Raw genomic sequence first — 1,012 nt, forward strand, 5'->3', positions numbered from 1 at the left:
CGGCTTTGTTGAATAAATAAGATTTCTTGCGAACGACCCTGTAGCTGGCTGGATTTTCAGGCAATACGCACGCTTTCTGGCATCCCAGCCTTTGTCATCCTGTTCAACGCACGCACCATGGCCATAGCTTCCGCTACCTGACCATCGTAGTCACGCAGCGTCAGTGAATCTCCCAACAACTGCTTCATTCTGTACATTGCCGTTTCCGCTATCGAGCGACGGTTATATTCCGTTGTCCATTTCCACCGTGCATTGCTTCCGCTCAGCCGCTGATTAGCAACGGCACGGTTGCGGTCTGCGTACTCACCGGGCCAGTAACCCGCTCCTTTTCGGGGAGGAATAAGCGCGCTGATTTTTTTGCGGCGCAGTTCATCGTGACAGAGCCGGGTATCGTAAGCCCCGTCTGCCGCGGCTGCCCTGATTTTTCTGTGAGTCTGCCGGATAAGGCCCGGGAAGGCTTCTGAGTCCGTGACGTTATTCAGCGACAGGTCTGCACAGACAACTTCATGTGTGTTGCTGTCAACAGCAAGATGCAACTTTCGCCAGATACGACGGCGCTCTTTGCCGTGCTTTCTGACTTTCCATTCGCCTTCACCAAAGACCTTCAGCCCGGTGGAATCAATCACCAGGTGTGCGATTTCACCCCGGGTGGACGTTTTGAAACTGACATTAACCGACTTTGCCCGCTTACTGACACTGGTGTAATCCGGGCAGCGCAACGGAACGTTCATCAGGGCAAAAATGGAATCAATAAAACCCTGCGCAGCCCGCAGGGTCAGCCGGAATACGCGTTTAATCACCAGAACGGTGGTGATGGCGAGATCAGAATAGCGCTGGGGCCTTCCTCGTGATGAAGGCGTTGCCGACTCATACCAGGCCTGAATCGCCTCATCATCCAGCCAGAAAGTGAGGGAGCCACGGTTGATGAGAGCTTTGTTGTAGGTGGACCAGTTGGTGATTCTGAACTTTTGCTTTGCCACGGAATGGTCTGTGTTGTCGGGAGGATGCGTGA

At 53.7% G+C, this 1,012-nt stretch carries 1 protein-coding gene; it reads right to left on the bottom strand.

Going from position 1 to position 1,012, the window contains the following annotated elements:
• Window positions 1–56: 56 nt before the first annotated feature.
• A partial coding sequence (locus HA41_RS19405) for an IS5 family transposase (RefSeq protein WP_244175156.1) occupies window positions 57–1,012 on the bottom strand: 956 nt, incomplete at its 5' end.

The organism is Pantoea conspicua (assembly GCF_002095315.1).
In the GTDB taxonomy this organism is placed as follows: Bacteria; Pseudomonadota; Gammaproteobacteria; order Enterobacterales; family Enterobacteriaceae; genus Pantoea; species Pantoea conspicua.